The sequence below is a fragment of the Roseovarius salinarum genome, from assembly GCF_002834145.1.
Taxonomy (GTDB): Bacteria; Pseudomonadota; Alphaproteobacteria; order Rhodobacterales; family Rhodobacteraceae; genus Roseovarius; species Roseovarius salinarum.
Window position 1 is genome coordinate 257,082 of sequence record NZ_PHNT01000002.1, and the last position, 26,827, is coordinate 283,908.

Genomic DNA, 26,827 nt, shown 5'->3' on the forward strand with positions numbered 1-26,827 from the left:
CAAGGCAGGCAGGAGGGCGCGATGACACGATACGGGCGCGACTTGCGCGGTTATGGCCGCACCCCGCCCGACGCGGCATGGCCCGGCGGCGCGCGCGTGGCGGTTCAGTTCGTCGTCAATTACGAGGAAGGCGGCGAGATGTGCCTGTTGCACGGTGATTCCGCCTCGGAGGCCTTCCTGTCGGACATCCCCGGCGCGCACCCCTGGCCGGGGCGGCGGCATCACAACATGGAATCGCTTTACGACTACGGCGCACGGGCCGGTTTCTGGCGCCTGCACCGTCTGTTCACCGGCGCCGGTGTCCCGGTGACCGTCTTCGGCGTGGCAACCGCGCTGGCCCGCAACCCCGAGGCCGTGGCCGCGATGACCGAGGCGGACTGGGAAATCGCCTGCCACGGGCTGAAGTGGATCGAACACGCCGACATGGCCGAGGACGAGGAACGCGCGGCCATCGCCGACGCCGTGCGGCTGCACACCGAGGTCGTGGGCACGGCCCCGCGGGGCTGGTACACCGGCCGATGCAGCGAGAACACGCTGCGGCTGGCGGCCGAGCACGGCGGCTTCGACTACCTGTCGGACGCCTACGACGACGACCTGCCCTACTGGCGGCAGCTTTCCGGGCGCGACCAGCTCGTCATCCCCTACACGCTGGACGCCAACGACATGCGCCTTGCCACCGCGCCGGGCTTTGCCACGGGCGAGCAGTTCTTTGCCTACCTGCGCGATACCTTCGACACGCTGCACGCCGAAGGGGCCGACGGCCGGCCCCGGATGATGAGCGTCGGCCTGCACTGCCGGCTCGCCGGACGGCCGGGGCGCGTCGCGGGGGTGAAACGGTTTGTCGACCACGTCATGGCAGCGGGCGGCGCGTGGTGCCCGCGGCGCATCGACATCGCGCGGCACTGGGCGCAGGTCCACCCGCCTGCCCCGGTCGAGCGGCCCAGCGAGATGAGTCGCGCCGCTTTCGTCTCGCGTTTCGGCGGCGTTTTCGAATCGGCCCCCTGGATCGCGGAGCGCGCCTTCGACCTGGAACTCGGCCCCGCGCATGATTGCGCCGACGGCGTGCACAACGCGCTGTGCCGCGTCTTCCGCCGCGCGGGCGAAGATGCCCGGCTGGGGGTGCTGCGCGCCCACCCCGACCTTGCCGGCAAGCTGGCGGCGGCCCGCCGGCTGACCCCGGAAAGCGCCGCCGAACAGGCGGGCGCGGGGCTGGACGCGCTGACCGATGCCGAGCGCGCCGAGTTCGAGCGGCTCAACGGCGCCTATATTCAGAAACACGGCTTTCCATTCATCATCGCGGTGCGGGATCATGACACGCCCGGCATCCTGCGGGCCTTCCGCGCCCGGCTCGACAACGACACCGCCACCGAACGCGCCGAGGCCTGCCGGCAGGTGGAACGGATCGCGCTGTGGCGGCTGAGGGACATGCTTCCATGACCGCCGCGCCCCTGCACGCCCGCCCCATCGACGGCGTCGCCTTCAGGCCCTACGGCGACGTGATCGCGGCCGAAGGCGCGCCGGACGCCCTTGTCAATGGCGGACGCTGCGGGCGCTACCACGATCTTGCGCGTCTGGATTTCGGCGACGGGCGCGCCGGCCTCAGCCTGTTCGAGTCGGACGGCTTCGATCCGCCGCTGGCCCTGGCGATGATGGAGCGGCACCCACTGGGCAGCCAGGCGTTCCTGCCGTTGAACGGCGTGCCCATGCTGGTCGTCGTGGCCGAGGACGCGGGCGGCGCACCCGGCCCGCCAGCGGCCTTCATCACGGCGTCAACCCAGGGCGTGAACCTGTTGCGCGGCGTCTGGCACGGCGTTCTGGCGCCGCTGGGGCCAAGCGGGCTTTACGCGGTGATCGATCGGATCGGCCCGGGCGACAACCTTGAGGAGCACCGGTTCGAGCGGCCGCTGACGGTCACCGTGCCGGGGGGCTGACCGTGCCGGGCGGGGCCAGCGGCATGTGCCGGTTCACGTCCTTGTAGAGCAGATAGCGGAACGGCCCCGGCCCGCCGGCGTAACAGGCCTGCGGGCAGAAGGCGCGCATCCAGATGAAATCGCCCGCCTCGACCTCCACCCAGTCCTGGTTGAGACGGTAGACCGCCTTTCCCGAAAGCACGTAAAGGCCGTGTTCCATCACGTGTGTTTCGGCAAAGGGAATCACGGCACCCGGCTGCAGGGTGACGATGGTCACATGCATGTCGTGGCGCATGTCGTCGGGGTCGACGAAGCGGCTGGTGGCCCAGCGGCCGTCGGTGTCGGGCATCGGATCGGGCGTGACGGCGGCGTCCTCGGTGACAAAAGCCTCCGGCGGCGCGAGACCGGGCACCGCGCAATAGGCCTTGCGGATCCAGTGGAACACGGCGCGCGTATCGCCGTCGTTGCGCAGCCGCCAGTCCGCGCCGGGCGGCAGATAGGCATACCCCCCCGGCCGCAACACGTGCCGTGCCGCGCCGATCGTCACCGTCACCTCGCCGGACATCACGAACAGTACCGCCTCGACGCCGGTCGCGGTTTCGGGGCAGTCGCTGCCGCCGCCGGGCTGAACCTCGGCCAGGTATTGCGAAAACGTCTCGGCGAACCCCGACAGGGGCCGGGCCAGAACCCAGAAACGACTGTCCTGCCAGAACGGCAGGCGGCTGGCCACGATGTCGGAAAGCGTTCCGGCCGGGATCACCGCGTAGCTTTCGGTGAAGGCCGCGCGGCCCGTCAGGAGCTGCGTCTGCGGCGGAAGGCCGCCGGCTGGCAGATGGTATGGGCTGTCCGACATCGCGTGCGCCATTCGAAATTCCGGGCCTGCGCCCCATGAAAACGGCGCAGGCCCGGCGATCCAATGGCGATCATGCCCGGCAATCCCTGAAGGAGTGCCTTGAAAAACCCGAAGCCGGCCGGCGTGCGGCCGGCCGGCCGGGATCTAGCCGTATACTATCTCGGGTAACCAGGTGATGATCTGCGGAAACAGCATGCACACGGCAAGCCCCACGATCTGAAGGAACAGGAACGGCAGCGCGGACTTGAAGATGTCGCTCATCGGGATGTCCGCCGGCGCCACCCCGCGCAGGTAGAACAGCGCGTAGCCGAAGGGTGGCGACAGGAAGCTCATCTGCATGTTCACAAGGTAGAGCACGCCGAACCACAGCACCAGGTCACCCTCGTCGCCCAGCCCGAAGGCCGCCGCCCCGAGCGCCTTCACGATCGGCACGAAGATCGGCACCGCGAGCAGCAGGATGCCCACCCAGTCGAGGAACATGCCAAGCGCGACAAGCAGCACCTGCATCAGGATCAGGATGCCCCACGGGCCGAGGCCCAGCCCCGTCATGGTCTGTTCGACGAATTCCTGTCCGCCCTCGAGCACGTAGAGCCCGACGAAGATCGTCGCGCCGAACATGATCCAGATCACCATCGCGCTGGCCTTGAGCGTGGTCAGGCAGGCCTCGCGCACGGTCGGCCAGTTCAGCTTGCGGTGGATCGCGGCGACGATGAAGGCGCCGAAGGTGCCGATGCCCGCGGCCTCCACCGGGGTGGCCACGCCCGCGAAGATCACGCCCAGCACCACCGCGATCAGTGACAGCGGCGCCGCCATGTTGCCCAGCAGGCGCAGCTTCTCGACCGTGCTCACGCGGTCCTCCACCGGGATCGGCGGCCCCTTGGCCGGGTCGACGAGGCACATGATGCTGACATAGGCAATGTACATCCCCGACAGCAGCAGCCCCGGCAGCACCGCCCCGATGAACAATTCGCCCACCGACTGTTCCGCGACGACGGCGTAGATGATGGCCAGGATCGACGGCGGGATCAGGATGCCCAGCGTGCCGCCCGCCATGATCGAGCCCATGGCGATCTTGGGGTTGTAGTTGCGCTTGAGCATCGCGGGCAGCGCGATGATGCCCATGGTCACCACGGCGGCACCGATCACGCCGACCATCGCGGCCAGGATCGTCGACGCGATGATCGTCGCGGATGCCAGCCCGCCCTTCACGCCGCCCAGCAGCTTGTAGATGACATCGAACATCTCGTTGATGATCCCCGCCCTCTCGAGCATCGCGGCGAGGAAGATGAACAACGGGATCGCCGACAACTGGTAGTTCGTCATCAGCGGGAAGATCCGGCTCGGCACGATGTTCAGCGTCTGCGCATCGCCCAGGATGAACAGGAACACGCAGGCCAGGCCGCCGGTCACGAAGGCAAGCGGAAGCCCTGCCATCAGCAACACCATCAGGCTGCCGAACATCAGGACCGTGAGCCAGCCGATTTCCATCTCGAGACCCATGGGTCAGGCTCCCTTGAAGCTGTTGCGCAGGACGGCGACGTCGCGGGCGAGCTTGGCGATCCCCTGCAGGATCAGCAGCACCGCGCCCACGGCGATGGCCCACTTGAAGGGCCAGTAGGCGATCTTCCACTCGGAAAAGGACACCTCGCCGACGCGCGTGGCGTCCATCGCGAAGATCCATCCCGTCACCAGCAGAGTGCCTGCGAATATGAAAAAGAAGATCGAGGTCACGAGGTCCACGGCCGCCTTGCGGCGCGCCGACCATTCGGCATAGAACACGTCGACCTTGACGTGCGCGTCCGTCAGCGCGGCATAGGCGCCCGCGATCAGGTACTGCATGCCGAACATCAGGAACATGCCCTCGTGCACCCAGATCGTGGGCGAGTTGAAGACATAGCGCGCGACCACCTCGAAATAGTAGCAGAAGACCGCGATCACGGCCCAGTAGCTGACGAATTCGCCGGCGTAGTAGGACAGGCGGTCGATCGCGCCGGTCCACCCCGTGCCGATGTGGGCCATGTCGCTTTGAACCTCGTCGGCCTCGACCTCGTCCAGCCGCTTCTCGGCGGCGTGCTCGATGGCCTCGAGGCTGCCCGGCGCACCGGCCTCGGGGCGCGCGGCGTCGAGCCTTTCGTTGGCTGTGCGCACCATCGCCGGCAGCAGGACGGCATCGAGCAGGATGAACGCGCAGATCAGGAGAAAAGCGGTGAACGCCACGTTGGTCCACAATTCCCGCGCCGCCTGCGCATCGGCAAGCTCCGGCTTCGTTGCCTGCAGGTCCGCGCGGGCCTGTTCGAGGCGCGCGGTGTCCTCTTCCAGGCCGGTTTCGGCCTTTTCGAGCATGCGCTCGGCGCGGATCTCGCCGAAGCTGCCCTCCTCGGCCTCGTCGAGCTGGGCACGCAACTCCGCGATCTTCTCGTCGGCGCCGTCCACATTCGGTTCGAGGCGCTCGATGGTGCGCTGGGCACTCTTGACGACGTTGGACGCCTCCGAGTGCAGCTCGCGCGCATCGCGGCCCTGCGCGTTGGCGAACAGGATCGCGAAGAAAAGCGGCAGGTAGAGCAGCCCCCACAGGTTGCGCAGGTAAAGCCGGTGCAGCCCCAGTAGGCCGCCGGTCACCAGGATCAGGTAGCCGATCGGCCGGGAATACCCATGCGTCGTTCCGCGACGCGCCATGAACATGGCGACAAGAGGAAAGACGATGAGCGCGCCCCAATAGAGCCAGTGCGGTAGGATGAAGTTTATGCTGGGCATGCGGTTCGGGTCCGTGCGGTAGGTCGCATCGCGACCGCGCCCCCGGGGCGGGCCGGGGGCGCGGGGTTTCAGGCGAAATGCTCGGAAGGCATCAGAGCTTGAGCTCTTGCCCCTCGATCATGTCGGGCGTCACATAGCCCAGCGACCCGGACATCATGTAGTCGAGCTGCGTCTTGAACACGCGCGCGGCATCCTTGTCCTGGTTGGCGTACTTGTACCAGATCGGCACCGCGACCTCGGTCATGATCTCGATGTCGGTCTGGCTCAGGCGCGTGACCTCGACGCCGTCGGCCTCGAACTTGTCCCAGGCCTCCTGGTCCGCCTTCTGGATCGCGGCGTGATGCATGTCGGAGTAGCTGTGCACCTCCATCTCGACGAACTGCTTCATCTCGTCGGAAAGCGCGTTCCAGGCCTCCATGCCCACGGTCAGGTCCATGATGTCGACCGGCTGGTAGACCGACATGAAGCCCGGCGGGCCCATCGAGATGTAGTCGGTAACCTGGCTGAAGCCGAGGGCGTAGTTCACCGCCGGCCCGACGTAGTCGGCCACGTCGATGGTGCCCTTTTCCAGCGCCGGGAAGATTTCCGAGCCGGGCAGCAGCGTCGTCTTGGCGCCGAGCGCCGAGAACAGCTCGGCCACCATGCCGCCGGGCGCGCGCATCTTGCGGCCCGCGAAATCGTCGACCGAGCGGATCGGCACCTTGGAGTGGATGATGTTGGGGCCGTGGTGGATGGGGCCGACGAAATACATGTTCTGCTTGGCATAGAGCTCGCGCGCCATCTCCAGCCCGCCGAGGCCGTAGTAGAAGGTGTCGAACTCGTGCGGGTTGCGCAGGCCCAGCGGATAGCTGGTCAGGAACATCGCCGCGGGGATGATGCCCTGCGCGTAGATGGTGAACGGGTTGACGGCCTGGAGCACGCCGTTCTTGACCGCGTCATAGAGCTGGAAGTCGCCCACGACATCCTTGGCGCCGAAGGGTTCGAACGCCAGTTCGCCGCCCGTCTTCTCGACGATGGAGTTCGCCCACTCCTCGAAGATCTGAAGCCCGATGCCGCCGGGCCAGGATGTCTGGATCTTCCACGTGGTGGTCTGGCCCTGCGCCGTGGCGATGGCCGGTGCCGCAAGTGCGCCGGCGCCGGCCGTCGCGATGCCGGTCAGTGCCGAGCGGCGTGAAATCGGATTGTTCGTCATTGGTCCTCCCTTCGGCCGAACGCGTCCCCGCGCGCCGGCCATGATCCTCACGAAGTGAAGCCAAGTCTAAAGAGAATCCGAAATTGGTAAAGTGATTTTTCCAAATTTACTTTGCAGTCATCTTTAGACCCTGTCCAAACCCTTGTTCGCCGCGGACTTCGCGGAACCACGGTTCGCCGAACTGACCGCGATGCCGGTGCCACGCTCCCTGCCCGGCGCTTTGACGCCAAGACCCCGGCAGGCCGGCGCGGTTTCCCCCGCGGGCCCGGAACGACGCGTAAACAAGAAGGAATGGAATGGCGCGCCTCGACGAAGAAAGTTCGAACGCGCTTTTTGAGACTCTCGAAGAGTGGGAGCGTCATCTCGCATCTGTAGACTTTGACAGTCTGAGGTGCGGCGATGAGCATCTTAGACATTAACTTCAACAGGATAGCCACATAGAAGGCGGAGAAAGCAAAGTACCCTCCGCCCTTCTCGCTGCGCCTGACCTATGCTGAGCGGGCGCGGCTCGAAGAGCAAGCGGGTGACAAACCGCTTGGTGTTTACATCCGTGAGCGGCTTCTCGGCGATGATGCTGCACCGCGTAAGCGGCGTGGCAACAGCCCGGTCAGGGACAAGGAAGCCTTGGGCCGGGTCATGGGCGCGCTCGGGCAGTCGCGGCTGTCATCGAACCACCAGCAGGACCCCGACTTCTGCCTTGGCCTTGTCGCGCGGCTTGTATGGACGCGCGGGCAGGATCGCCGTGCCGTAATGGGCGGCCATGTCGGCATAGGTGCGATTGATCCGTGGCTCAAAGAAGCACGCCTTGGTGACGCCGGCCTTGAGATTATCGGAGACGATCCGCTCGGGCACGCCGCCGAAGAACTCGAGCATCCGAACATGGGCGCCGATCCAGTCCGGCAGGCTCTGGGTCCAGCTGGCCTCGACATAGGTGTAGTTCGAGGCACCAAGCACGCCGACGAATATCTGTGCGGATCGCACCTCGCCGGTCTCGCCATCGACCACTTCAACGGTGTCACCGGCATAATCGACGAAAACGCGCTCGCCGGCCACATGGTGCTGGCGCATGGTGGGCGAAAGCCGCCCTTCCCAGCGACGATACAGCTCACAGAACCGGCTATATCCGTACCCGTCATTCGGGTGCGCAGCACGGTACTCCTCCCAGATCAGCGACAGCGTGACACCCTTGCGCTTGAGCTCACGATGGACCGCCGCCCAGTCCGGCTCCGCCAACCCGCGGCGGGTTTTACCTCCCACCGGCGCGAAAAGATGGTGCTCCAGCGCGGCGTCGTCGAGACCGTCCGGGAGCGGCCACGACAGCCCCGCCCGCTGCGCCCGTTTGAGATACTCGCTGACCGTCGACTGGCCAATGTTCAGGCTCGCCGCGATCTGTCGCGTCGACAGGCCGCCGGCCTTCATGCGGAGGGCGTCTGCAATCTTGCGCATCGGCAATCGTCTCATCCTGGGGCTCCCTGCTCGTCCTCGATGACGGCAAGGCTAACCCGTTGCATGATCGCCCAGCAGCGTGCCTCGCGGCCAGAAACCGGGGAGACCGGATACCCCGGAATCCATGACCGGATCCGATCGGAATCACTGACCGGATGTTATCGGAATGGCTGACCGGATGTGCCCGGAACGCACAGCCGCATCCGACAGCTCACGGGGGCTGTCCGCCAGATCACAGCGCAGCTCTGCCGCCAGATCCCGGGCCTTGTCAGGCGACCGGTTCCATAGTGTCACCTCGTGCCCTGCACGGGACAGATTGCGCGCCATATGCGCGCCCATCCGGCCCAGCCCGGCGAACCCGACCCGCATCAGGCCACCTTTTGGGTTTCCAGGCCGGATATTGCTGCGATGAGGTTTTCTTCGGTTACCTCTTCGGATGTGAAGGTTCGCATGATCCGCCCCGAGTACATCGCCACGATGCGGTCGGACACATGCAGTACCTCGGGCATTTCCGACGAGATCACGATCACTGCATAGCCCTGCGCGGCCAGGTCGCGGATTAGGTTGTGAATCTCGGCCTTCGAGCCCACGTCGATGCCGCGCGTGGGCTCGTCCACGATCAGGACATTGGGGTGCATCGACAGCCACTTGCCGATGACGATCTTCTGCTGGTTGCCGCCCGACAGGTTGCCGACCAGCTGTTTCCAGCCCGGCGTGCGGATGTCGAGCTTGTCGCGGTACTGGTCGAAGATCGCGATCTCGGCGCCATCGGCCACGAAGGGCCCGGCCTTTAGGTCATCGACCTGTGGCAGGGTCATGTTGTCACGGCAGTTCATGCCGAGGACCAGCCCCTGTGCCTTGCGGTCCTCGGGAACCAGCGAGATGCCCCGCTCGATCGCATCGTGGGGCGAGTGGATTCTCACCTCTTCGCCGTCCAACAGGATCGTGCCGGCCGAGGGGTCGCGCAGCCCGAACAGCGTCTCGGCGATCTCGGTGCGGCCGGCGCCGACGAGGCCGTAGAACCCGACCACCTCGCCGCGGCGCAGTTCGAAACTGACATCGCGGTAAAGATCGCCGCAACTCAGGCCGCGCACTTCCAGCGCGACATTGCCCAGCTCGTGGTGGCTTTCGTTGCGCGACAGATCGAGCTTGCGCCCGATCATCATGTGGGTCACGCCCTCCTCGTCGGTATCGCCCGTGTTGACTGTGCCCTGGTACTGGCCGTCGCGCAGCACGCTGATCCGGTCGGTGATCCTGAAGATCTCCTCCATCCGGTGCGAGATATAGGCGATGCCGACACCCTGCGCCTTGAGGTCGGCGATAACCTCGAACAGCACGGTCTTTTCCGCATCCGTGAGCGAGGCGGTAGGCTCGTCAAAGATCACCGCCTTGGCATCGACGGTCAGCGCGCGGGCGATTTCGACCATCTGCTGGTTGGCGATGGACAGGTCGCCCACGCGGGTCTTGGCATCGAAACCGACCTTCAGTTTCTCCAGGATCCCGTTGGTCTTGGCCTCCAGTTCGGCCCAGTCCACAAGGCCGAACCGCTTGCGCGGCAGTTCGCCCAGATAGATGTTCTCGGCCACGCTCAACTCGTCCGCGAGGCTGAGCTCCTGGTGGATGAAGACGATGCCCTTTGCCTTGGCATCAAGTGGACCGGCCATGACGACCGGTTGTTCCTCGATGATGATCCGGCCTTCGTCGGGCTGGTGAATGCCGCCCAGCACCTTCATCAGGGTGGATTTCCCGGCGCCGTTCTCGCCCATCAGGGCGTGGACCTCGCCGGGCATGATGCTCAACGAGACACCGTCGAGGGCGCGCACGCCTGGAAAGGTCTTGACGATGCCTTCCAGTCGCAGGACGGGGATTTGCTCGGTCATACCTTCAACTCCTCCTTGCCTTTCACGTTGAGCTGCCGGTCAAGGAACAGCACGGCGATCAGGATGAGACCGATCACCAGGTTCACGGTCGATGTATCGGCGCCGATATGGGCCAGCCCCTTGCGCAGAAGCTGGATCGCCACCACGCCGCCGAAGGTCGAGATGATCGAGCCCGCCCCGCCGGTGAGCTTGGTGCCGCCCAGAACGACGGCGGTAATCACCCAAAGCTCGTAGAGCTCGCCGTCATTGGGGTTGACCGAGCCGCTCTCGGAATAGAACACCACCGCCGAAAGCGCGGCCAAACAGCCGATGATCATGAAGTTGATCATCATGTGCGGACCGACGCGGATACCGGCATTGACCGCCGCCTCGCGGTTGTTGCCGATGGCATAGGCGTTGCGGCCATGCACCGTGCGGTTCATCAGGAACCAGATCGCCACGGTGACGCCCAGCAGGAACCAGGTCGGCGTGTGCAGCCCCAGGAACTGCGCCTCGGCGAAATCCACCAGCGTCCAGTTGAGATGGCTGGTCGGCTGCTCGCCGTTATACATGAAGACGAGGCCGCGATAGCCCAGCATGGAGCCCAGCGTGACGATGAACGCATCGACACCGGTCTTCCAGACGATCAGCCCGTTGAGCGCGCCGAGCGCCACACCCGTCGCAAGCGCCAGCAGCCAGGAGACCGGGATCACCCAGTCGCCGAGACCGGCGAACATTGGCCATGTCATCGAATCCAGCAGCACGATGGCGCAGAGCGCATAAGTCGCGCCCACGCTCAGGTCGATATTACCGTTGATCATGACGATGGTCATGCCCATGGCGATGATGCCGATGGGCGCGGACTGCTTGAACAGTAGCAGCATGTTGTCCACGTCCATGAACGCCTTGTCGCTGACCGACAGGAATTCGCCCGCCACGGTGAAGAAGATCAGCTCGAGCACGATGAAACCCCAGATGGCCCCGCGCTTGAGGAAGGTGGAAAGTGTTCCAGGTTGCATGTCGCTTGCTTCCTTACGCGATCGGGGACCAGAGCTTGCCGCGCTTGGCCGCGATATCGAGCCAGACAGCAAGGATGATAATGATCCAGGTGACCACATACTGGACATAGAATTGCAGCCCCATGAGCAGCAGGCCGTTCTGGATGAAGCCGAGGATCAGGACGCCGACCACCGTCTTGAAGATCGTTCCCGACCCGCCCATGAGCGAGGCGCCGCCAAGGATGACGGCGGCCAGAACTTCAAGCTCCAGCCCCTGGCCCACGGTGTTCTGCGAGCCGAGCGAGCGCGAGGCCTGGATGAGCCCCGCGGTGGCCACGCAGAAGGCGCTGATCAGGTAGCAGCCGAACACGACGCGCGCGCGCCGGATTCCCGAGAAGGTCGCCGCGGTGCCGTTGCCGCCCACGGCATAGACCTTGCGGCCGAAGGGCATCTTGGAGAGCAGCATCCCGAGCACCGCAGCCAGCAACACGAATATCAGGATCGGGACCGGCAGGCCCAGCGCCTCACCCTGGCCGAACACGGAAAACCAGGTGCCTTCCTTGTCCGCGATGTCCATGTTCTTGCCGCCCGAATAGGTCAGCGTCAGCCCGTGGATGGCCGAGAGCATCCCCAGGGTCACGATCAGCGAATTGAGCTTCAGGTAGCCCACGAGAAACCCGATGAAGGCCCCCAGGCACAGGGTCATCGCGAACATCGCCGGGATCGCAAGGGCCGGGCCGATCTTGTCGTGCAGGTCCAGCACGACGATGGTGGAAAACGACATCATCGACCCCACCGACAGGTCCAGGTTGCCACTGATCACGACAAAGGTGACGCCCAGTGCCATCACGCCGAGAATCGCGGAGGAGCGCACGACACCCATGATGTTGTCGGGATCAAGAAAGCGCGCATTGGCGATCGTGAACCCGATAATGAACAGCACGAAGGCGACCAGAATGCCCTGCCGGGCCAGAAAGCCGCCGATGTCCTTTCGTGTCAGCCCTGACATTGGAGCCTCCCTTTCATCGCCGCTCGGGCGATCATATTAGCGTCATTCCACCGTCGATCATCACGATCTGACCGGTCATGTAGTCGCTTTCTTTCGATGCCAGGAACGTGGTCGTTCCGGTGACATCCTGTGGCGTGGCGACCCGGCCCCGAAGGATCTCGGCCGAGAACGCCTCCATCGCCTGTCCGGGCCGTTCGGCGGCGCCGATCTCCATCAGGTCCCGGTCGACCTGCTCCCACATCTCGGTCGCCACGACTCCGGGCGCAAAGCCCGTCACCGTGATGTCGTGTTTCGCCAGATCGCGCGCGCCCGATTGCGTCAGCGACACAACACCCCACTTGCTGGCGCAATAGGGCGCGACATTGTCGAAGCCCTGCCGACTGGCGATCGAGGCGGTGTTGATGATCTTGCCGAAACTGCCTTGGCGGATGAACTGCCTGGCGGCCTCCTGCATTCCGATCAGGCAGCCAAGCCCGTTCACATCGGTGATGAAACGCCAGTTTTCCTCGGTCACGTCGAGGAAGTTCATCGGCTTGTTGACGCCGGCATTGTTGAATTTCACGTCGAGCTTGCCGAACAGGTCGACCGCGTGCGTGATCATCGCGCGAACCTGGTCGCGCTTCGTCACGTCGACGCGGGCATGGGTGACTTTTCCCGGGCCTCGGGACCTGTTCGCTTCGGCCACCTCGGCGACCTTGTCGCCGTTGATATCGGCGAAACAGACGTCGGCGCCCTCGACCAGAAGCGCCTCGCCGATGGCACGGCCAATGCCTTGGGCTGCACCGGTCACGATGCAGGAACGGCCGGAAACACGGGACATGAAACCCCTCCAAGGTCGATTGTCTTGTCAGGCTTTTCGTGCACGATCCGGGCGCGGCAGCAATGCCGCGCCCAGTCCGCTGACAGATCTCAGAAGACCGGCTTGTCGAACTCGTCCATGTTTTCCTGGGTGATCTTCGGCGTGTCGAAGTAGTTCAGGAAGGGCACGTCCTCGCCTTCCAGCACGTCGACCGCCGTCTGCAGCGCCGCCTTGGCGTCATCCACCGGCGACTGGTAGATCGAGCCCCAGTATTCACCGCGCTCCATGGCCTCGTAGCCCACGGCAAAGTTGGTCGCGCCGACAAAAATAATGCCTTCGCGGCCCGCGGCCTTGGCGGCGTTCAGTGCGCCAACGCCCATGTTGTCGTCGCCTGCATAGACGCCGTCAATGTCGTCATACTTCACGAGGAAGGCTTCCATCACCTTCTGCGATTTCTCGCGGTTCCAGTCGCCTGGCTGCTTGTCGATCTGCTCGACGTTCGGGCAGATCTCGGGCAGGCGGTCGTCGAAGCCCTTGGCGCGTTCGATGGCCGTCGTATAGCCCGGCTGGCCGGTGATGTGCACGACCTTGGCCTCGTCCTCGATGCCCATGTCCTTGAACTTGTCGCACATGATCTCGGCCGAGCGCTTGCCCTGCGTGATGTTGTCGGGCCCCGAGAAGCTGGCGACGAAGTCGAAGCCCTGCTCGGCAATGTTCGAGTTGGTCACGATAACGGGAATCCCGGCCTGATGCGCCTTGCGCACGGCGGGGATCACGGCCTCGCCGTTCGTCGGCCAGATGATGATCGCGTCGACTTCCTGCTGGATCAGGTCTTCCATCTGGGCGATCTGGCGCGCCACATCACCGCCCGCGTCAAGCACGACGGCCTCGACGTTGTCATTGGCCTCTGCCGCCTCGATGAAGGCCTGTTCATAGGTCGTCTGGTAGCTGTCCACGCCGACATTGTTCTGCGTGATACCGATGGTCATGGTGTCGGCGAAAGCGGTGCTGCCAATCGTGAGTGCGGCTGCCGCAGTCGTCGCGGCAAGGGCATTGCGATAGTCCATTTGGGTCTCCTCCCGAGTTGTTCCTTGTAAGGTCTCGCCCCCGTCTCCTCACGAGGGCGCATCCTCCGACTCATCGGACGATCTGCCCAAGAGTGACTCAGGTCGCCCCTTCGCGAATGCAGGCTATATATCCATTTTGGATATTTATACATCCAAATCGGACCGCTTCGCGATACGGTGTTGCTGTCATTTTGAACATTTTAGGCGAGGAGACACATGATGGCCGATTCGAATTCGTCCAAACTGAACAATTCGCAACCCGAAACGCACCCCGCCCCGCGAAAGGCACGGTCAAGCCCCATGAATGCGATGAACGGACATGGCAAAAGCTACGTTGCCTCCCCCGAGGCAAAGGCCGACATGTTGCGCATCGTGTCCTTCCTGGAAGATTTCGGCGATGAACTCGAAGCCTCTATCGAGCTTTACGCGCCGAACCCCTATTACCGCATGTCGCTGCACCTCATCCGCGGCCATCTGGATGCGAAGACTGTCACGCCCACCTCGCTCATCGGTGCGAGCCAGGTGCCCTATGCCACGGCGAACCGGCGTCTGAAGGAGATGATCGAAGCCGGGCTTATCGAACAGCGCCCGCGCACGCAGAGCGGCAAGAGCTTTTCCATGCATCCGAGCGAAAAACTGCTCGACCAGTGGATGCAGCTTTCCAGCCGGATCGAACGGCTCGCCACGTCGCACTTCGGCGGACGCGAGCGCTCTGCCGACGCCAAGGACTACTACTATGGTGGCTCGTATCTCTCCGCCCAATCGATCCCGCCGCTCAAGGTTCTCCCCGAACCGTTGAAGGTCTCCGGCGGGATCCGCGTCCTGGTGCATGGCGATCCGACTTTCATGGTCATGGACAATCTCAAGCGCCAGTTCGAACAGGCGATCGGGACGCAGATTCATCAGCGCGCCTTCTCCATCGACCGGCTGCGCGAAGAAGCGATCCGCAACGCGGAGCGCAAATCCAGCCGCTATGACATCATCGCGCTCGATTTGCCCTGGGTCGGCTTCTATGCCGAGCGCGGGATGCTCATGCCGCTCGACGAGGCCATGGATATCGCGCGGATCGACCCGGCCGATTTCCATACCGCCGGCTGGCAGGCGGCACATTGGGGCGGCCGCCCCTACGGCGTTCCGGCCCAGACAACGCCGGAATTGCTCTTCTACCGGAAGGACCTCTTCGCCCGTGCGGGCCTTCAGCCGCCCGCCACGACAGACATGCTGCTCGAAGCCGCCGCGCATTTTCACGATCCGGCACGCGGCCGCTACGGCATCGCCTGGAACGCGGCCCGCGGCACGGCCCTGGGCCATACCTTCCTCATGGCCATGGCCGATTTCGGCCAGCCGGTGATCGACTTGCAGAGTCACGCCGGGGGCTTTCGCACGGACGATCTCGCCACGCGGGACTACAGGCCGATGATCGACACGGAGGCAGGCCTGCACGCGGCGGAATTCCTGCTCGAAATGCTGCGCTACTCGCCCCCCGACATTCTTTCCATGTCCTGGTACGAGCGCATCCGCCCCTATGCGACGGGCAATGTTCCGATGGCCTACGGCTATACCCTGCTGGCCCCCTATTTCGAGCTCGACGAGACGTCTCCGGCTTATGGGCAGACCGGTTATCTGCCTCATCCTGCGGGGCCCGGTGCAGGCTCCGTCGCGCCTGTCGGCGGCTATATCATGGGCATCCCGGCCAACCTGCCGCCCGAACGCGTCGGCCCGGCCATCGAGGCGCTCATGGTCTTCACCTCGCCGGAAGCGCAGAAGCTCTACGTCCAGAACGGCAGCCGCACGAACCCGCGCTATTCTGTCGGCTCCGACCCGGAAGTGCGCCGGGCCAGCGCGATCTTCGAGGCCGTCGATGCCATGTCCTGGCGCGACGAGCTGCAGTTCTGGCCGCGCCCGCCCGTCCCCGAGATCAGCGACATCATCCAGATCTGCGGCGAGGAACTTCACGACATGCTGCGCGGAATAACGCCCCCGCGCGACGCGCTGCGCAGGGCCCAGGAGCGGGCCCATGCGCTCTTATGACCAAACGGGACACTATGACTGAGGAGGAGACACCATGGACCCCAATCGCCTGAAAGGTAAGAACGTGCTGATCACCGGAGCAGCGCGCGGCATGGGGGCGGCCAATGCCGAAAGCTTCGCGGCGCAAGGCGCGAATGTCTGCATCGGCGATCTGGACCTCGATGCCGCCAAGGAGGTGGCCGACAAGATCAACGCCGCCGAGGGCGGCAAGGCGATCGCGGTCAGGATGGATGTCACCAAGCGCGAGGACAACGCCGCCGCCGTCGCCGCCACTGTCGAGGCCTTCGGCAACATCAACGTGGCGCTCTTCAACGCCGGCCTCAACAAGCCCCGGTTCTTCATGGATATCGACGAAGACAACTGGGACATGATCATGAACGTCAATACCAAGGCGATGTGGCTGGGCATGCAGGAAGCGGCCAAGCAGATGATCGCCCAGGGCCCGATGAAGGACCACCCCTACAAGCTGATCAATGTCGGCTCCATCGCCAGCCGCAAGCCGCTGGTGGATGTGACCGTCTACTGCACATCGAAATACGGCTGCCTCGCGCTGACCGAATGCGGCGCGCTGGGACTGGCCGAGCATAATATCACCGTGAATGGCTACGCCCCGGGCGTGGTTGTAACCCCGCTGTGGGAGCAGCTCGACAAGGACCTTGTCGATATCGGCTTCAAGGAGCGCGAGGGCCAAGCCTACGAGGATATCGTCGAGAGCAACCTGGTGATCAAACGTGTGTCCTATCCCGAAGACATCACCGGCACCGCGTCGTTCCTGGCGAGCGATGACAGCGACTACATGACCGGTCAGATGATCTCGATCGATGGTGGCTGGGTTACGAAGTAGGCCCACACTCACCTGATTTTTCGCAACAAATCGGGTGCGCTTGGCCGCACCCAACAGGAGTTTCCGATGTCAGAACGTCCAGGCAACGCACTCATGCCCAACCTGCTCACCCCACAGGACCTTGAGACCAATTGGCAATGGCGCGAAAAGCTGCCGGCCCATGGTCACACATCCGTGGACTTCGAACGCCGCGTCGACCATGACCGGTTGCGCCGCTATCGTTTGGCCCGCACCCGTCAATCCTTGCAGAACTCCCATGCTGGTTCTCTGCTGCTGTTTGACGTGAACAACATCCGTTATGTCAGCGCCACCAAGATCGGCGAATGGGAACGGGACAAGATGTGCCGTTTCTGCCTGCTGACCGGTGATGACAGCCCCTATGTCTGGGATTTCGGCTCCGCCGCTGTGCACCATCAGCGCTATTCCGACTGGCTGGAGCCCGATCACTGCCTTGCCGGCGTTGTCGGCATGCGCGGCACCATCCCCCCCGAATTCGGCCTGATGCGCAAATACGCCAAGATGATCGCCGAACTGATCAAGGATGCGGGCATGGCCGATATGCCTGTGGGTGTGGATTATGCGGAAACCGCGATGTTCCACGCGCTTCAGGAAGAAGGCATCAAGGTCGTCGACGGCCAGCAGATCATGCTGTCCGCGCGCGAGATCAAGAACTGGGACGAGATCCAGCTTCTGACCCAGGCGGCCTCCATGGTCGATGGCGTTTACCACATGATCTACGAAGAGCTGAAACCCGGCGTGCGTGAAAACGACATCGTCGCCATGTCCAACAAGCTGCTCTACGAGATGGGCTCTGACGACGTGGAAGCGATCAACGCCATTTCCGGCGAGCGATGCAACCCGCATCCGCACAATTTCACCGACCGTTTGATCCGCCCCGGCGATCAGGCCTTCTTCGACATTCTCCAGTCCTATCAGGGCTATCGCACCTGCTACTACCGGACTTTCAACGTGGGCCGCGCTACGCCCGCACAGAACGATGCCTATGTGAAAGCACGGGAATGGATCGACGCCTCCATCGCCATGATCAAGCCCGGTGTCACCACCGACAAGGTCGCCGAAGTCTGGCCGACAGCGGAATCGCTCGGCTTCCCCAATGAGGATGCAGCCTTTGGCCTGCAGTTCGGTCACGGCCTTGGGCTGGCGCTGCACGAACGCCCGATCATTTCCCGCGCGGTCAGCCTCGATCACCCGATGGAAATCCAGACCGGCATGGTCTTCGCGCTGGAAACCTACTGCCCCGCCACCGACGGGTACTCCGCCGCACGGATCGAAGAAGAAGTCGTCGTGACCGAGACGGGTTGTGAAGTAATCAGCCTGTTCCCGGCCGAAGACCTGCCGATCGCCAACCGCTACTGAGGCGCGGAACGCCGGCGCACCCTGCGGCGCCGCCCGCGGGGTGCGTAATGACGGACGCACCGCACCGGAGACCTATCATGGCCAAGACAAAAACCAACACCGAAGACTACATGCGGATGTACCGCCAGATGGTGCGTATCCGCACCTTCGAAGACAACGCGAACCAGCTGTATCTCTCGGCCAAAATGCCGGGGTTGACGCATATGTATTCCGGCGAAGAAGCCGTCGCCGTCGGCATCTGCGAAGCGCTGACGACCGATGACAAGATCACCTCGACCCACCGTGGCCACGGGCACTGCGTGGCCAAGGGTGCGGAGTTCAAGGAAATGTTCTGCGAACTTCTGGGCAAAAAAGAGGGGTATTGCCGCGGCAAGGGCGGTTCGATGCATATCGCCGACCAGTCCAATGGCAACCTCGGGGCCAACGCCATCGTCGGCGGCTCCATGGGGATCGCCACCGGCTCGGCCTTCACCTCCAAACTGCTGGGCAAAGACGATGTCACGGTATGTTTCTTTGGGGACGGGGCCACCGCGCAGGGCCTGCTCTACGAGGTCATGAACATGGCCGCCCTATGGAAGCTGCCTGTGATCTACGCCTGCGAAAACAACGGCTATTCCGAATACACCAGGACCGAGGAGATCGCCGCTGGCTCGATCACCGCGCGGGCCGAGGCCTTCGGAATCGAGGCGCATCAGGTCGATGGGCAAGACGTTCTGGCGGTCAATGAATTGACACAGAAACTCGTTGCCCGCGCCCGCAAGGGCGAAGGCCCCTTCTTCATGGAGTTGATGACCTATCGCTACCACGGCCACCACGTGGGCGACATCAACCGCGAATATTATCGCTCGAAGGATGAAGAGAAGGACTGGAAGGAAAACAAGGACCCGATCATCAAGTTCCGCAGCTGGCTCGTGGAACAGGGCATTGCCGGTGAGGACGAGATCGAAGCGATGAATGCCGAGGTCAAGAAAGACGCCGAAGAGGCCGTCGCCTATGCCGAAGCGGCCCCCTACCCCGACCAATCCGAGGTCGACATGCACGTCTATACCGACATCGAACACGCGCTTGAACGCGACACGGCCTGAGGAGGACGACCCATGCGAGATATCACCCTGTCCCAGGCCGTCAACGAAGCCCTGGCCGAGGAAATGCGCCGTGACGAGACCGTCTTCATCATCGGCGAGGATGTGGCCGAGGCGGGCACGCCTTTCAAGGTGCTCAGCGGTCTGGTCGAGGAATTCGGAACCGAGCGGGTCGTCGATACACCGATCGCCGAGCCGGGCTTCATGGGCCTTGCGGTAGGCGCGGCCCTGACCGGAACGCGCCCCGTCGTCGACCTGATGTTCGGCGATTTCATCTATCTGATCATGGATCAGCTCTGCAATCAGGCGGCGAAGGCCTATTACATGTCGGGCGGCAAGCTCAATGTGCCACTGGTCCTGCGCACGAACCTCGGCGCCACCCGGCGCTCCGCCGCGCAGCATTCGCAATCCCTGCACGCGCTGGTGGCTCATATCCCCGGCCTGAAAGTGGCCATGCCCTCCTCGGCCTACGAGGCCAAGGGCCTGATGAAGACCGCGATCCGCGATGACAACCCGGTGGTGATCTTCGAAGACAAGCTGATGTACAATGACAATGCCCCGGTGCCCGAAGAGGAGTTCCTGATCCCCTTCGGCGAGGCCAACATCAAGCGCGAAGGCTCCGACATCACCCTGATCGGCAACTCCTCGATGGTGCAGGTCTGCGAGACCGCCGCCGAAATCCTCGCCAAGGAAGGCATCGAGGCCGAGGTGATCGACCCGCGCACCATCGTGCCGCTGGACGAGGCCGCGATACTCAAATCGGCCAAAAAAACCTCCCGCGTGATCGTCGTGGACGAAGGCCATCAAAGCTTCGGCATCACCGGCGAGATCGCCAGCCGGATCAACGAAAAGGCCTTCTACCACCTCGACGCCCCGGCGCTGCGCATGGGGGCGATGGATGTGCCGGTGCCGTTCAGCCCGGCGCTGGAGGACATCACCGTGCCCACCCCCGAAACGGTGGCCGAGAACGCCCGCAAACTCATGTCGAGGGAGATGATCCATGCCGCATGAGGTCATCATGCCGGCCCTCGGCATGGCGCAGGATACCGGCCTGATCGTCAGTTGGTTCAGAAGCCCCGGCGATGCGGTGAAATCCGGCGATGCGCTTTTCGAGGTGGAAACCGACAAGGCCACGATGGAGGTCGAAGCCCCCGCCGATGGCTACCTGACAGATGTGCAGGCCGACGCAGGGGCCGAGGTGCCTGTCGGCAATGTCATCGCGCTGATCTCCGACACCGCCGAGGACAGTGGAACCCTGACCAAGGCCGCGCCCGCCGACACCCCGTCAGAACCACCGGCAGAGGCCCCGGCCCAAGGCACCACACTGCCCGAAGGTGCCGAGGTGATCATGCCCGCGCTTGGCATGGCGCAGGATACCGGCCTGATCGTGGCGTGGCATAAATCGCCGGGCGACGCCGTCGCCTCGGGTGATATGCTTTTCGAGGTGGAAACCGACAAATCCACGATGGAGGTCGAGGCCGGGCATGACGGCTTTGTCGCGGCCCTTTTGGCCGAAGCGGGCGAAGAGGCCCCGGTGGGCGACGTGATCGCCATCATTTCCACCGACAAACCCGGCGCCCCCGTGCAGCGCAGCATCGCGGAAGCGGCAAGCCCCAAGGCCGCCGCCCCGCGGCCGGCTCGGGATGGCGATGCCAAACCCGCCTCCGCCGATAAGGCCCCGGCCCCGGCAAACGCGGCCGCCCCACCGGAACCGGCCCCCGGTGCCAAACCGCGTGCCGATGGCCGCATCCTCGCCTCCCCCAAGGCGCGGCGCTTGGCGCTGGAACAGGGCCTTGATCTTGGCCGTCTGGTCGAGGCGGGCCACCCACAGCCCTACCACGCCGAGGATATCGAGGTGCTCAAGGCCCTTCCCTCCGAAGCGTCCCAAAGCACGACCGCTGTCTCGCGTCGTCTTACGGCGGATTTGCCCCACGACGGGGTCGCCGCCTTCAAGGCCTGGGCCTCCGAAACAGCCGGCCTTGAGGACGAAAATGCATTGCTCGCAGGACTGGCCGCCGCCAGCCTCGGGCGTGACAGTGCTATGGTGGCGGTCGAGAGCTTCGGCGCACGCCGCGGGTATACGGTGCCCGCGGGTCCGCTTGGCGCCATCACAGCGACGGACGAGGACATTGTGCCGGACCTGATCCTGCGCGATCTGCGGCTCAGCCGGATTACTTCGGTCAGCCTCGGGGCCGAGGATGCGCCAGTTCTGACCCTGACACCGGCGGGCGATGGTCTGTCCATCACGCTTGAATGCGCCAGCCACCACCTGACCGCAACCGAGGCCGTCAGCCTTCTCTCCGAATTCGCGGGCCGGATGGAGCATCCGCTCCGCCACCTGCTCTAAGACATGGGGTCCAAAATGGAATTCACCGATCTCTATATAAACGGCGAATGGCGTTCCACGTCGGATCGTTTCGACGTCAACAACCCCGCCACCGAGGAGGTTCTGGCCTCCGTCGCCTCCGCCGATATCGCCGATGCCGATGCCGCCCTCGACGCCGCCGATGCCGCGATGAAGGATTGGGCGGCCCGCACCCCGCGCGAACGCTCCGAAGTGCTGCGCCGCGCATGGGAACTGATGACCGCCCGCCTTGATCACTTCGCCCACCTGATCACGCTGGAAAACGGCAAGGCCGGGGTCGATGCCAAGGGCGAGGCCACCTATGCCGCCGAATTTTTCCGCTGGTTCGCCGAGGAAGCCGTGCGCGCCGATGGCATGATCACCCACGCGCCCGCCTCGGGCGCGCGCATCATGGTCCAGCACAAGCCCGCCGGCCTTGCCGTGCTGATCACACCATGGAACTACCCCGCCGCCATGGGCACACGCAAGATCGCCCCGGCGCTCGCGGCCGGGTGCGGCGTCATCATCAAGCCCGCCTCGGAGACACCGCTGACCATGCTCGCCCTCATGCCGCTTCTCGAACAGGCCGGCGTCCCCAAAGGTCTTGTCAACGTCCTGCCCTCGCGGCGGACCGGCGCGCTGGTCGATCACATGCTGCATGACCCGCGCGTGCGCGTGGTCAGCTTCACCGGCTCCACCGGCGTTGGTCAGAAGCTTTTGAAAGGCGCCGCCGATCAGGTCTTGAAACCCGCGATGGAACTGGGCGGCAATGCCCCGGTCGTGGTCTTCGACGATGCCGATATGGACGTGGCCATCGAGGGCACCATGCTGGCCAAGATGCGCAACCTGGGCGAGGCCTGCACGGCGGCCAACCGGATCTACGTGCATGAAGACATCGCCGAAGAGTTCACAAAGCGCCTCACCGACCGGATGAGCGCGCTCAAGCTGGGCGACGGCACCGATCCCAGCGTCGATGTGGGCCCGCTGGTCAATGCCGATACGCGCGACAAGGTGGCTGACTTCGTCGCCGATGCCGTGGCCAAGGGGGCATCGGTGGAATGCGGCGGCACCGTGCCCGAGGGCAAGGGGTTCTACTACCCGCCAACGGTGCTTTCGAATGTCTCGGAAGACGCAGACTGCGTGCATGACGAAATCTTCGGCCCGGTTGCCGCGATCCAGACCTTCACGGACCAGGACGAGGTCGTCCGCCGCGCCAATGACACCGAATACGGCCTTGTCGCCTATGTCTTCTCGGAAGACTTCAAACGCGCGCTTCAGGTCTGCGAACGGCTCGAATACGGCATGGTCGGCCTCAACCGTGGCCTGGTCAGCGACCCTGCCGCCCCCTTCGGCGGTACCAAGCAATCGGGCTTGGGCCGTGAAGGCGGGCATGAAGGCATGCTCGAATTCATGGAAACCCAATACATCTCGGCCAGCTGGTAAGGGGGCGGACATGAGTGACATCATCGCACCACCTTCGGTTCGGGCCCGCGCTCTCGAAAAGGGCATCGACTTGGAAAAACTTGCCAAGGATCTGGGCCGAACAAGCATCGCCCTTGAAGATCTGGAGGGCGGCAAGCCCGCCGCCGCCCCTGCGGGCGACACCTCATACTGGGATGTGGACCACAGCCAATACGGCCCCGTCACCGAGGAATGGATGAGCCGTTTTGCACAGGTCGCAGCGGCCAATCTGGGGGCGGCAAACGCGCTGATCCCGCAGGTCACGCACCACGACCGCGCCGATGTCACCGCCATCGAGAAGCTTCGCAAGGACCTCAAGCCCGAGGCGCAAGCGCGCGGCGTCAAGCTCACTGCGCTGGCGTTTCAGGCCAAGGCGCTCGCCCGCGCGCTGCGCGAGTTTCCGCGCTTCAACGCCTCGCTCTCGGCTGACGGCAAAACCCTGACCCTCAAGAACTACGTGCATATCGGCATCGCCGTCGACACCGCCCATGGCCTCATGGTTCCGGTGCTCCGCGACGTCGACCGCAAGGGCCTCTGGCAGATCGCAACCGAAATCGCAGACCTTGCCGGACGGGCGCAAAACCGGAAGGTCGGCCCTGATGAAATGGGCGGCGCGTCCATGACGATCACCAATCTTGGCGGCATCGGCGGCATAGGCTTCACGCCCATCGTCAACCCGCCCGAACTGGCCATCCTTGGCATCACCCGCAGCGAAACCGTCACGGTCTGGGACGGCGACACCCCCCGCCCCGTACCCATGGTTCCGCTGGACCTCAGCTATGATCACCGCGTGATCAACGGCGCCGATGCGGCACGCTTCGTGACATATCTTGCCGGGCTTATCGCCGATCCGCGCCGAATCATGGTTTGAGGGGAGATTCATGTCTGACAGTCACGCCGACCTCATCGTTCTGGGTGCCGGGCCGGGCGGTTACGCCTGCGCCTTTCGGGCCACCGATCTGGGGCGCAAAACCGTCATGGTTGATCCACGCGCCACGCTTGGCGGGGTTTGCCTCAACGCGGGCTGCATCCCCTCAAAGGCCCTTCTTCACGCCGCCGACGCGATGCGCGAGGCCCGTGACATGGTCGTGCCCCACGGGATGGTGTAAGAGGCCGCGCGCGGAGCCATTTGGCGTAGCGCAGCGCGCGGCCGTTCTGGCGGCCACCGCGCTTCTTCGTAGTCTGAGGTTGTTAAAAGACCGATGACAACGAAGGAGAGCACGATGACCGAGAGTGAGGCATGGGTCGCCATGGGTTCGAGAACCATGCCGAACGATCGACCTTCCCGGGGTGATCGCCAAGAGCGATGGTGAGACGCGACCGTGGCCGCAGATGCGGCCGCGCAAGCGTGTCGAACGATTTCCTGCGCGATTTGATCCAGGACGCCGCGCAGCGGCTGATGGAATTCGACCGTGAAGCGATCGGTCCGGGGGACCGATCGTAGGTAGAATGAGGTGGCCGCCGTCTGCGGCGCAGGGCATGGCGAGCGCAGCCCGGACCGCGAGAACCAGCGCAACGGCTACCGACCGCGGCAGTGGGATACCAGGGCCGGCACCATCGGCCTGAACATCCCGAAGCTGCGCAAGGGCAGTTACTTTCCGACCTTCCTGGAGCCGCGCCGGACGGCCGAGAACCGAAGGTCCGCGCGCAGCAGCGAAGGCGCTGATGGCGGTCGTACAGGAGGCCTACATCCACGGCGTCTCGACCCGCGCCGTCGATGATCTGGTGCGTGCCATGGGGCTGACGGGCACCTCGAAGAGCCAGGTCAGCCGGCTCTGCGAGGAGATCGACGAGCGGGTGCAGGCGTTCCTGAACCGCCCCCTTGAGGGGTCGAACCGCATGAATTCGGTCCCCCGGACCGAATTCCCGACCGTCCGGGGGACGGTCGGCGCGGTCGACGGCCCTTCCTGTGGCGCGACGCCACCTACGTGAAGCTGCGCGAGGGCGGCCGGATCGTCTCGATGGCCGTGATAGTGGCGGTGGCGGTCAACTCGGACGGACGCCGCGAGATCCTCGGGATCACCGTCATGCCCTCCGAGGCGTTCACGGGGCTTGCGCGGCCGCACCGCGGCCACGGTCCCCGTTCACCGTTCTGGGCCGACTTCCTGCGGTCTCTCACGCGTCGTGGGCTGCGCGGCGTGCAGCTGGTCATCAGCGACGCGCACGAGGGCCTGAAGGCGGCTGCCAGGAAGGTCCTGGGCGCCGGCTGGCAGCGCTGCCGCGTGCATTTTCGCTGCACGGCCCTTCGGGTCAGCGCAACCTCCTGGCCCGCGTGGGCAAGGCCAACAAGCCGGTGGTCAGCGCGGTGGTGAAAACCGTCTTCGCCGAAAAGGACCGCGACCAGCGCCATCCCCGCTGGCGCGAGGTGGCCGACAACCTTCGTGACCGGTTCCGGGATGTCGCCGAGCTCATGGACGGTGAGGGCGTCGAGCGATCGCTCCGGGGGAGCGATCGCAGCCCGAACGAGCACGACGTCCTCGCCTACATGGCCTTCGACGAGAGCCTGCGCTCGAAGCTGTACAGCACCAACCCGCTGGAGCGCGTCAACAAGGAGATCAAGCGCCGCACCAACGTGGTCGGCATCTTTCCCAACCGCGAGGCCGTCATCCGCCTGGTCGGCGCGCTCATGCTGGAGCAGAACGACGAATGGGCCGTCTCGCGCCGCTACATGCCGGTGGAAAAGCTGACGGCCGTGTGTAACGATACCGACGCGGCGACAATGATCGCCGCACAGTGAACGAGCGACACCAGCCATGAAGAAGCAGGTCGACGCCAGTTCCTACACCACTTCACGGGACACAGCCCGTTGGCGCGGTTCATCCCCGCGTGTGCGGGGAACAGCATTGGATGGCGTGCCGGGACGTGCGGCCCGACGGTTCATCCCCGCGTGTGCGGGGAACAGGAGCCTCAAGCAAAGGGGTGCGGGCAATGTGGCGGTTCATCCCCGCGTGTGCGGGGAACAGGCGCCTGGATTTGAGCGATCATGCGTCACCCCCGGTTCATCCCCGCGTGTGCGGGGAACAGAGGCACAGTTGAACCGCATGGCTGTTGGGTGTCGGTTCATCCCCGCGTGTGCGGGGAACAGTAGGCCTGCCCCTCGCGGTTCTCGACCTCGATCGGTTCATCCCCGCGTGTGCGGGGAACAGTCTGCCCGGTAGCCACTCAGCCTACCGCCTGCCGGTTCATCCCCGCGTGTGCGGGGAACAGAGCCACATCCGGCGGAAGGTTGCGTCGTCCACCGGTTCATCCCCGCGTGTGCGGGGAACAGCGACGCCCTCCCGTTCTGGTATGACAAACCCCCGGTTCATCCCCGCGTGTGCGGGGAACAGCGCCCGTGTGCGCCATCTTGTCGATCGTCGGCGGTTCATCCCCGCGTGTGCGGGGAACAGGTTGAACCACGATAGCTCGCCACCTCCGCTACCGGTTCATCCCCGCGTGTGCGGGGAACAGATGAGCCAAAGCCGCCGCTGGGCCTCTGTCGCCGGTTCATCCCCGCGTGTGCGGGGAACAGCACGTTCGAGGAGATCAGGCCCTATGTGACCAGCGGTTCATCCCCGCGTGTGCGGGGAACAGGGGATGCGGAATGTATCACCCGTCCCGATAGTCGGTTCATCCCCGCGTGTGCGGGGAACAGAAGTCGCGCTGGGGGTAGACATTTTCCCTGATCTTGCCCCCGTTTCGCCGGACACTCAGGCGGTTGCGGTTTGAGCTGCGATGAACTCGCGGGGCGAGCGCCATTTCAGCCCTGAGTGCGGATGGTTCTCGTTGTAATCCTCGAACCAGCCATCGATCAATCCGAGC

22 protein-coding genes, 2 pseudogenes and 1 CRISPR repeat array are annotated in these 26,827 nt (G+C 64.5%); of the genes and pseudogenes, 12 read left to right on the top strand and 12 right to left on the bottom strand.

From position 1 onward, the window contains the following. Positions 1–21 precede the first annotated feature (21 nt). Together puuE and CEF10_RS04195 are read left to right on the top strand one after the other, a co-directional pair. The gene (gene puuE, locus CEF10_RS04190; protein WP_101066609.1) at positions 22–1,437 is read left to right on the top strand and encodes an allantoinase PuuE; all 1,416 of its coding nucleotides are present in this window, start codon (positions 22–24) and stop codon (positions 1,435–1,437) included. Further along, entirely contained in the window at positions 1,434–1,931 is a 498-nt protein-coding gene (locus CEF10_RS04195) for an ureidoglycolate lyase (protein ID WP_101066612.1), read from the top strand. The genes puuE and CEF10_RS04195 overlap by 4 nt, the downstream gene beginning before the upstream one ends. On the opposite strand, the gene CEF10_RS04200 is transcribed toward CEF10_RS04195, so the two are convergent. The 11 genes and pseudogenes from CEF10_RS04200 to CEF10_RS04250 all read right to left on the bottom strand — a co-directional run bounded on the left by CEF10_RS04200 (position 1,912) and on the right by CEF10_RS04250 (position 13,887). Then, complete coding sequence (locus CEF10_RS04200) at positions 1,912–2,763, bottom strand: bifunctional allantoicase/(S)-ureidoglycine aminohydrolase (protein ID WP_101066698.1); 852 nt, start codon at positions 2,761–2,763, stop codon at positions 1,912–1,914. The genes CEF10_RS04195 and CEF10_RS04200 overlap by 20 nt on opposite strands. 144 nt (positions 2,764–2,907) lie before the next feature. Then, positions 2,908–4,263, bottom strand: coding sequence for a TRAP transporter large permease (locus tag CEF10_RS04205; protein ID WP_101066615.1), 1,356 nt, complete (start codon positions 4,261–4,263; stop codon positions 2,908–2,910). 3 nt (positions 4,264–4,266) lie between these two features. After that, complete coding sequence (locus CEF10_RS04210; RefSeq protein ID WP_101066619.1) at positions 4,267–5,517, bottom strand: TRAP transporter small permease subunit; 1,251 nt, start codon at positions 5,515–5,517, stop codon at positions 4,267–4,269. A gap of 91 nt (positions 5,518–5,608) precedes the next feature. Then, complete coding sequence (dctP, locus tag CEF10_RS04215) at positions 5,609–6,709, bottom strand: TRAP transporter substrate-binding protein DctP (protein WP_101066622.1); 1,101 nt, start codon at positions 6,707–6,709, stop codon at positions 5,609–5,611. A gap of 666 nt (positions 6,710–7,375) precedes the next feature. Beyond that, positions 7,376–8,170, bottom strand: a pseudogene (istA, locus tag CEF10_RS04220) (IS21 family transposase); the annotation flags it as partial. A gap of 129 nt (positions 8,171–8,299) precedes the next feature. Further along, entirely contained in the window at positions 8,300–8,524 is a 225-nt protein-coding gene (locus CEF10_RS04225) for an NAD(P)-binding domain-containing protein (protein WP_101066625.1), read from the bottom strand. Further along, positions 8,524–10,035 (bottom strand): sugar ABC transporter ATP-binding protein, encoded by a 1,512-nt coding sequence (locus tag CEF10_RS04230; RefSeq protein ID WP_101066628.1) that lies wholly within the window; start codon positions 10,033–10,035, stop codon positions 8,524–8,526. The genes CEF10_RS04225 and CEF10_RS04230 overlap by 1 nt, the downstream gene beginning before the upstream one ends. Continuing rightward, positions 10,032–11,033, bottom strand: coding sequence for an ABC transporter permease (locus CEF10_RS04235; protein WP_101066632.1), 1,002 nt, complete (start codon positions 11,031–11,033; stop codon positions 10,032–10,034). The genes CEF10_RS04230 and CEF10_RS04235 overlap by 4 nt, the downstream gene beginning before the upstream one ends. Positions 11,034–11,046: 13 nt before the next feature. Beyond that, entirely contained in the window at positions 11,047–12,021 is a 975-nt protein-coding gene (locus CEF10_RS04240; protein WP_101066635.1) for an ABC transporter permease, read from the bottom strand. A gap of 31 nt (positions 12,022–12,052) precedes the next feature. Then, on the bottom strand, positions 12,053–12,841 hold the full coding sequence (locus tag CEF10_RS04245) for an SDR family oxidoreductase (RefSeq protein WP_101066639.1): 789 nt from the start codon (positions 12,839–12,841) through the stop codon (positions 12,053–12,055). 89 nt (positions 12,842–12,930) lie between these two features. Beyond that, positions 12,931–13,887, bottom strand: coding sequence for a sugar ABC transporter substrate-binding protein (locus CEF10_RS04250; protein WP_101066642.1), 957 nt, complete (start codon positions 13,885–13,887; stop codon positions 12,931–12,933). A 219-nt stretch (positions 13,888–14,106) separates the two neighbouring features. Here CEF10_RS04250 and CEF10_RS04255 point away from each other — a divergent pair, with 219 nt between their 5' ends. From CEF10_RS04255 to CEF10_RS04300, 10 genes and pseudogenes are all read left to right on the top strand, one after another. Then, positions 14,107–15,918 carry an ABC transporter substrate-binding protein gene (locus CEF10_RS04255; protein ID WP_101066700.1) on the top strand — a complete coding sequence of 604 codons (1,812 nt, stop codon included), beginning with the start codon at positions 14,107–14,109 and terminating at the stop codon, positions 15,916–15,918. 34 nt (positions 15,919–15,952) lie between these two features. Further along, the gene (locus CEF10_RS04260; protein ID WP_101066645.1) at positions 15,953–16,762 is read left to right on the top strand and encodes an SDR family NAD(P)-dependent oxidoreductase; all 810 of its coding nucleotides are present in this window, start codon (positions 15,953–15,955) and stop codon (positions 16,760–16,762) included. A 66-nt stretch (positions 16,763–16,828) separates the two neighbouring features. After that, positions 16,829–18,139 (top strand): M24 family metallopeptidase, encoded by a 1,311-nt coding sequence (locus CEF10_RS04265; RefSeq protein ID WP_101066650.1) that lies wholly within the window; start codon positions 16,829–16,831, stop codon positions 18,137–18,139. Positions 18,140–18,216: 77 nt separating this feature from the next. Beyond that, positions 18,217–19,224, top strand: a complete 1,008-nt coding sequence (locus tag CEF10_RS04270) for a thiamine pyrophosphate-dependent dehydrogenase E1 component subunit alpha (protein WP_101066653.1) — start codon at positions 18,217–18,219, stop codon at positions 19,222–19,224. Between the two features lie 12 nt (positions 19,225–19,236). Then, entirely contained in the window at positions 19,237–20,232 is a 996-nt protein-coding gene (locus CEF10_RS04275; protein WP_101066656.1) for an alpha-ketoacid dehydrogenase subunit beta, read from the top strand. A gap of 22 nt (positions 20,233–20,254) precedes the next feature. Continuing rightward, positions 20,255–21,568 (top strand): biotin/lipoyl-containing protein, encoded by a 1,314-nt coding sequence (locus CEF10_RS04280; RefSeq protein ID WP_232796399.1) that lies wholly within the window; start codon positions 20,255–20,257, stop codon positions 21,566–21,568. Positions 21,569–21,583: 15 nt separating this feature from the next. Next, the gene (locus tag CEF10_RS04285; RefSeq protein WP_101066702.1) at positions 21,584–23,008 is read left to right on the top strand and encodes an NAD-dependent succinate-semialdehyde dehydrogenase; all 1,425 of its coding nucleotides are present in this window, start codon (positions 21,584–21,586) and stop codon (positions 23,006–23,008) included. Positions 23,009–23,018: 10 nt separating this feature from the next. Beyond that, entirely contained in the window at positions 23,019–23,897 is an 879-nt protein-coding gene (locus CEF10_RS04290; RefSeq protein WP_101066663.1) for a 2-oxo acid dehydrogenase subunit E2, read from the top strand. 10 nt (positions 23,898–23,907) lie between these two features. Beyond that, positions 23,908–24,135, top strand: coding sequence for an FAD-dependent oxidoreductase (locus CEF10_RS04295; RefSeq protein WP_332870130.1), 228 nt, complete (start codon positions 23,908–23,910; stop codon positions 24,133–24,135). A 342-nt stretch (positions 24,136–24,477) separates the two neighbouring features. Continuing rightward, positions 24,478–25,763: pseudogene (locus tag CEF10_RS04300) on the top strand (IS256 family transposase); the annotation flags it as partial. A 75-nt stretch (positions 25,764–25,838) separates the two neighbouring features. Continuing rightward, a CRISPR array of direct repeats spans positions 25,839–26,660; the repeat unit is 29 nt; unit sequence CGGTTCATCCCCGCGTGTGCGGGGAACAG. A gap of 55 nt (positions 26,661–26,715) precedes the next feature. Here the strand turns inward: CEF10_RS04300 and CEF10_RS16745 are convergent. Next, a partial coding sequence (locus CEF10_RS16745) for an integrase core domain-containing protein (RefSeq protein WP_157932957.1) occupies positions 26,716–26,827 on the bottom strand: 112 nt, incomplete at its 5' end.

What these genes read in the sequence shown, in the direction of transcription:
- CEF10_RS04195 (WP_101066612.1), top strand. Translation starts at nt 1,434, where the DNA reads ATGACCGCCGCGCCCCTGCACGCCCGCCCCATCGACGGCGTCGCCTTC.
- CEF10_RS04250 (WP_101066642.1), bottom strand. Translation starts at nt 13,887, where the DNA reads ATGGACTATCGCAATGCCCTTGCCGCGACGACTGCGGCAGCCGCACTC.
- CEF10_RS04230 (WP_101066628.1), bottom strand. Translation starts at nt 10,035, where the DNA reads ATGACCGAGCAAATCCCCGTCCTGCGACTGGAAGGCATCGTCAAGACC.
- CEF10_RS04205 (WP_101066615.1), bottom strand. Translation starts at nt 4,263, where the DNA reads ATGGGTCTCGAGATGGAAATCGGCTGGCTCACGGTCCTGATGTTCGGC.
- puuE (WP_101066609.1), top strand. Translation starts at nt 22, where the DNA reads ATGACACGATACGGGCGCGACTTGCGCGGTTATGGCCGCACCCCGCCC.
- CEF10_RS04295 (WP_332870130.1), top strand. Translation starts at nt 23,908, where the DNA reads ATGTCTGACAGTCACGCCGACCTCATCGTTCTGGGTGCCGGGCCGGGC.
- CEF10_RS04265 (WP_101066650.1), top strand. Translation starts at nt 16,829, where the DNA reads ATGTCAGAACGTCCAGGCAACGCACTCATGCCCAACCTGCTCACCCCA.
- CEF10_RS04290 (WP_101066663.1), top strand. Translation starts at nt 23,019, where the DNA reads ATGAGTGACATCATCGCACCACCTTCGGTTCGGGCCCGCGCTCTCGAA.
- CEF10_RS04210 (WP_101066619.1), bottom strand. Translation starts at nt 5,517, where the DNA reads ATGCCCAGCATAAACTTCATCCTACCGCACTGGCTCTATTGGGGCGCG.
- CEF10_RS04285 (WP_101066702.1), top strand. Translation starts at nt 21,584, where the DNA reads ATGGAATTCACCGATCTCTATATAAACGGCGAATGGCGTTCCACGTCG.
- CEF10_RS04270 (WP_101066653.1), top strand. Translation starts at nt 18,217, where the DNA reads ATGGCCAAGACAAAAACCAACACCGAAGACTACATGCGGATGTACCGC.
- CEF10_RS04235 (WP_101066632.1), bottom strand. Translation starts at nt 11,033, where the DNA reads ATGCAACCTGGAACACTTTCCACCTTCCTCAAGCGCGGGGCCATCTGG.
- CEF10_RS04200 (WP_101066698.1), bottom strand. Translation starts at nt 2,763, where the DNA reads ATGTCGGACAGCCCATACCATCTGCCAGCCGGCGGCCTTCCGCCGCAG.
- CEF10_RS04245 (WP_101066639.1), bottom strand. Translation starts at nt 12,841, where the DNA reads ATGTCCCGTGTTTCCGGCCGTTCCTGCATCGTGACCGGTGCAGCCCAA.
- CEF10_RS04225 (WP_101066625.1), bottom strand. Translation starts at nt 8,524, where the DNA reads ATGCGGGTCGGGTTCGCCGGGCTGGGCCGGATGGGCGCGCATATGGCG.
- dctP (WP_101066622.1), bottom strand. Translation starts at nt 6,709, where the DNA reads ATGACGAACAATCCGATTTCACGCCGCTCGGCACTGACCGGCATCGCG.
- CEF10_RS04255 (WP_101066700.1), top strand. Translation starts at nt 14,107, where the DNA reads ATGGCCGATTCGAATTCGTCCAAACTGAACAATTCGCAACCCGAAACG.
- CEF10_RS04275 (WP_101066656.1), top strand. Translation starts at nt 19,237, where the DNA reads ATGCGAGATATCACCCTGTCCCAGGCCGTCAACGAAGCCCTGGCCGAG.
- CEF10_RS04280 (WP_232796399.1), top strand. Translation starts at nt 20,255, where the DNA reads ATGGCGCAGGATACCGGCCTGATCGTCAGTTGGTTCAGAAGCCCCGGC.
- CEF10_RS04240 (WP_101066635.1), bottom strand. Translation starts at nt 12,021, where the DNA reads ATGTCAGGGCTGACACGAAAGGACATCGGCGGCTTTCTGGCCCGGCAG.
- CEF10_RS04260 (WP_101066645.1), top strand. Translation starts at nt 15,953, where the DNA reads ATGGACCCCAATCGCCTGAAAGGTAAGAACGTGCTGATCACCGGAGCA.